Raw genomic sequence first — 3,827 nt, 5'->3', positions numbered from 1 at the left:
GGCTGCCATTGCAACAACTGATGTTATTCCTAATTCCTTCTTCATTGAATCAAGCTTTTCAAATGCTGCTTTGTATGCTTCCTGTGATGTCAATGTGCTTGGGTCAATTCCTGCTTTTTCTAACATTTCAGCATTGTATGCCATTCCCCATGCCTCAACTGCTACTGGGAATCCATATACCTTTCCATCTACTGTGAATTCAAGGTCTGTTAAATCTATCCATTCATCGCCTTCGAATGGTTCAAGTTTTGATTGCCATGTATTGTATCCGCCCATACCTTCTATTACGAATATATCTGGTTGTCTGTCTGATTGGAATTCAGCCTTTAAATGTTCTGCATACGGTGAATCTCCGCCTGATGTCTTTACTATAACTTCTACTCCAGTTTCCTTAGTGTAGTCAGCTGCAAACTTTGTGAGAGCATCGTTGATTTCAACCTTGTTCTGGTAAATTACTACTGATTGTTTTTCTTCCTTCTTGGAGCATCCTGCAAACATTCCCCCAATCAGGAAAAGAGCCATTAAAATTGCTAAGCCTTTTTTCATTTTCATGAACCCCCCTGTTTTTGATTGTTTTATTTGTTGTAGTTTCCCTCTCTAATAGATTGAAACTACTTATAAACTTGTGAAAAGCTTTTCTTGCATCTTCAAATTATAGGTGTCATAAGGACACAAGCCCTATGCACCTTAAATTATTTTGTGCTACCTCTTAATACAATTTCATAAGGAATTATTATATTTTCCTCAACCTTTTCCCCTTCTATTGCCTTTATAAGCTTTCTTGCTGAGAGTTTTCCTGCATTATAAAAATCAATTCTAACAGTTGAAAGGGAAGGGTTATATATATCTGATATAACAATATCATCAAATCCCATTACCTGAACATCTTCGGGTATTTTTTTGTTTTCATCAAAAAGGCATCTTATTGCTCCAAGTGCCATGTAGTCATTAGCAGCTAAAACTGCATCTACCTCATACCTCTTTAAAATATTTTTCATAGACTTATATCCGCTGTTTATTGTAAAATCTCCTTCTTCAATCGGAACTGAATTTGGGCTTATACCCTCTTCAGCCAATGCCTTTAAAAAGCCGCTATATCTATCATATCCAGCTGCCCTGTCCCAAAGGGGTCCAGTAATCATACAAATTTTTTTAGCTCCCTTTGATAACAATATTTTTGTCGCCTCATAGGCTGCAGACTGGTTATCTATATTCATGCTGATTAGCTTATTGTCCCCAAAGTTTTGTCCAAAAACAAGGACAGGTATATCGGTTTTATCAATCTCCCTCTTATGTTTTTTAGTAAATATTGTCCCTGAAAATATTATCCCGTCAAGTCTCTTTTCCTTAAATAGTTGAAAATATGAAATCTCATTTTCTGCACTATTTCCCGAGGTTGTTAAAATAATGTTGTAATCATACTTTTTAGCTTCATTTTCTATTCCCTTAACATATTCAGCAAAATTAATGTTAGAAAGGTCTGGGACTATTATTCCAATAACATTTGTTCTATTTCTCAATAACCCTCTTGCCAGGGCATTCGGCTTGTAACCTGTTTCTTCAAGAACCTTCAAAACCCTTTGCCTATTTTCTTCATTGACATTTCCTGTTCCATTTATAACCCTTGAAACAGTTGCAGGTGATACATTAGCCATCCTTGCAATATCTTTTATATTTAGTCCCATCTCAATCCTCCAAACAAAAGTGAATCCTTAGCAAAAAGAAATAAATATAATTTAATCAATAAAATAACTCTTCTAAACATAATAAATAATTATCTAATCGTGAAAAGCTTTTCTTGTAATTAGATTACCACAAAATTTTGAAAAATGTCAATATGCAGATTCAAATTTTTTATTAAAAATACATATAAGCTGCTTAGCTTATATGTATTTCGCTTGTCAAATCATCGTCCATTTCCCTAATCGTTAATGCAACTTCATGTGGCTTTTTAAAGCGCGACTTGTCCTTTACATGGTCGGTATTATTCCAAAATGGCGTATCCATACCTCCCATATAAACAGAAACCACCTTAATCCTTCCTTCAAGTTCCTTCATCAAGCTCTCACTAAAGCCCCTGACTGCAAACTTGCTTGCACAATATACTGACTCGTTAACCTTTCCTCTTAATCCAGCAGTTGAAATAATATTCATTATTTTTTTATTAATAATAGGCAATAGTGCCCTTGTTATAAATATCGTTCCTTTAACATTTGTATCAATCAATGTATTTATATCATCAATCTTCATTTCTTCAAGAGGCCCAAAAATTCCAACACCAGCATTATTAATTAAAATATCAACATCTTTGTGGATATTTTTTATTTTTTCTTTTAAATCGTCAACAGATTGTGGATTTGTTATATCGCATTCTATACATACAACACTTTTTGCATCAATTATTTCATCCCTTGTTTCTTCAAGCTTGTCCATTCTTCTTCCTACTAAAACCAAATCATTATCCTTTGAATATACCTTTGCAAGCTCTCTTCCAAGCCCGCTTCCTGCACCAGTTATTACTACAACCATTCAATCTCCCCCTTTTTTATGTCCTTAAATTAATATATTCGCCAAACATTAATAAAATCCTATCAAAAAACTTAATTTTTGGTGCCAGGCACCAAAAATTAAGTTTATATAAACTCAATATTTAACTTGTCTCCAACAACTATTTTTGAAAATCCGCCAAATTTTGTTTCTACAACCATTTTTGCATCTTTTTCATAAATAATTTTACCCTTTTTTAGTCCTTCTACTTTTTTAATAACATTCATGTCCCCATCAAGAAACAAAACATCAATTTCGAACTTCATAAAAAAAGTATGGATACTGTAGCAGGGTTTAAATAAAATCGCTTCATGATGAGGTTTTTTTCTAAACATATAGCCTAAAAATCTATCTTTAAAACTTTCGGCAACAAAAACATTGCATAATTTTTCTCCGTTACGAAGAAGTTTATAAACCATATCTTCCTCCCTAAATTAAAAATTATAACATTCTTGTCCTAATTGACAAACAATTCAAGAAGTCAAGAAATCAAGTGAATGTCACTTAACAAAGAAGTTGTATATTTTGATGACGGCAGGGCCAAGAATTATTGTGAATATAGTAGGGAATATGAAGAAAATGAGTGGGAACAGCATTTTAATTGGGGCTTTAAGTGCCTTTTCACGTGCAATTTGTTTTCTTTGTTCTCTAAGGTTTGCAGATTCTATCCTAAGGACCTTGCCAAGGCTTACTCCAAGTTCGTCTGCCTGGATAAGCGATGTAACAAGCATCGAAATTTCCCTGACATCGCAGCGGTCGCTTAAATTTTTAAGCGCAACTTTTCTTTGTATTCCCATCCTAATTTCCTTTAGTGTTTTTGCAAATTCGTCGCTCAAATCACCTTTAATATTTTCAATAACTCTTGCTATTGCTCCGTCAAACGAAAGTCCAGCTTCTACGCTAACCGTAATAAGGTCAAGTATATAAGGAAGGTCCCTTAATATATTTCTCTTCCTTTTTTCAATCCTGCTTGATAGGTTAAAATTAAACAGTGTATTAACTAAAATGGCAATTAAAACTGCCATTAATCCCGATTTGAGCATATTTTTTAAAATCAGGTCAAACAACATGTAGCTCAGCAAAAATGCTATTATAACAGTCATAGCCTTGTTAAAAAGCCATTTTTCAAGGGAGTTTTTCTGATATCCTGCTCTTTCAAGCTTTTTAATTAGATTTTCAATTTTATTAGATGGGGTGGCTTTGTAAAAGAAGTTAGCAAAATAATTGTATATAGGAAGTATTGCTCTTTCTAAAAAGGATTTTTCAGATGTTTCATCGGC

5 protein-coding genes are annotated in these 3,827 nt (G+C 33.6%); all 5 read right to left on the bottom strand.

Going from position 1 to position 3,827, the window contains the following annotated elements:
• A partial coding sequence (locus ABG79_RS12030; RefSeq protein WP_152978211.1) for an ABC transporter substrate-binding protein occupies positions 1-546 on the bottom strand: 546 nt, incomplete at its 3' end.
• Positions 547-692: 146 nt separating this feature from the next.
• A complete protein-coding gene (locus tag ABG79_RS12025) occupies positions 693-1,685 on the bottom strand; it encodes a LacI family DNA-binding transcriptional regulator (protein ID WP_057979709.1) in 993 nt (330 codons plus the stop codon).
• Positions 1,686-1,878: 193 nt separating this feature from the next.
• Entirely contained in the window at positions 1,879-2,529 is a 651-nt protein-coding gene (locus ABG79_RS12020) for an SDR family oxidoreductase (protein ID WP_057979708.1), read from the bottom strand.
• Between the two features lie 104 nt (positions 2,530-2,633).
• On the bottom strand, positions 2,634-2,966 hold the full coding sequence (locus tag ABG79_RS12015; RefSeq protein ID WP_083490446.1) for a DUF192 domain-containing protein: 333 nt from the start codon (positions 2,964-2,966) through the stop codon (positions 2,634-2,636).
• 81 nt (positions 2,967-3,047) lie between these two features.
• On the bottom strand, positions 3,048-3,827 hold a 780-nt coding region (locus ABG79_RS12010; protein ID WP_057979707.1), incomplete at its 5' end, for a type II secretion system F family protein.

Origin of the sequence: Caloramator mitchellensis (genome assembly GCF_001440545.1) — a bacterium.
GTDB classification, from domain to species: domain Bacteria; phylum Bacillota; class Clostridia; order Clostridiales; family Caloramatoraceae; genus Caloramator; species Caloramator mitchellensis.
This window is presented reverse-complemented; position numbering and strand designations above follow the sequence as displayed.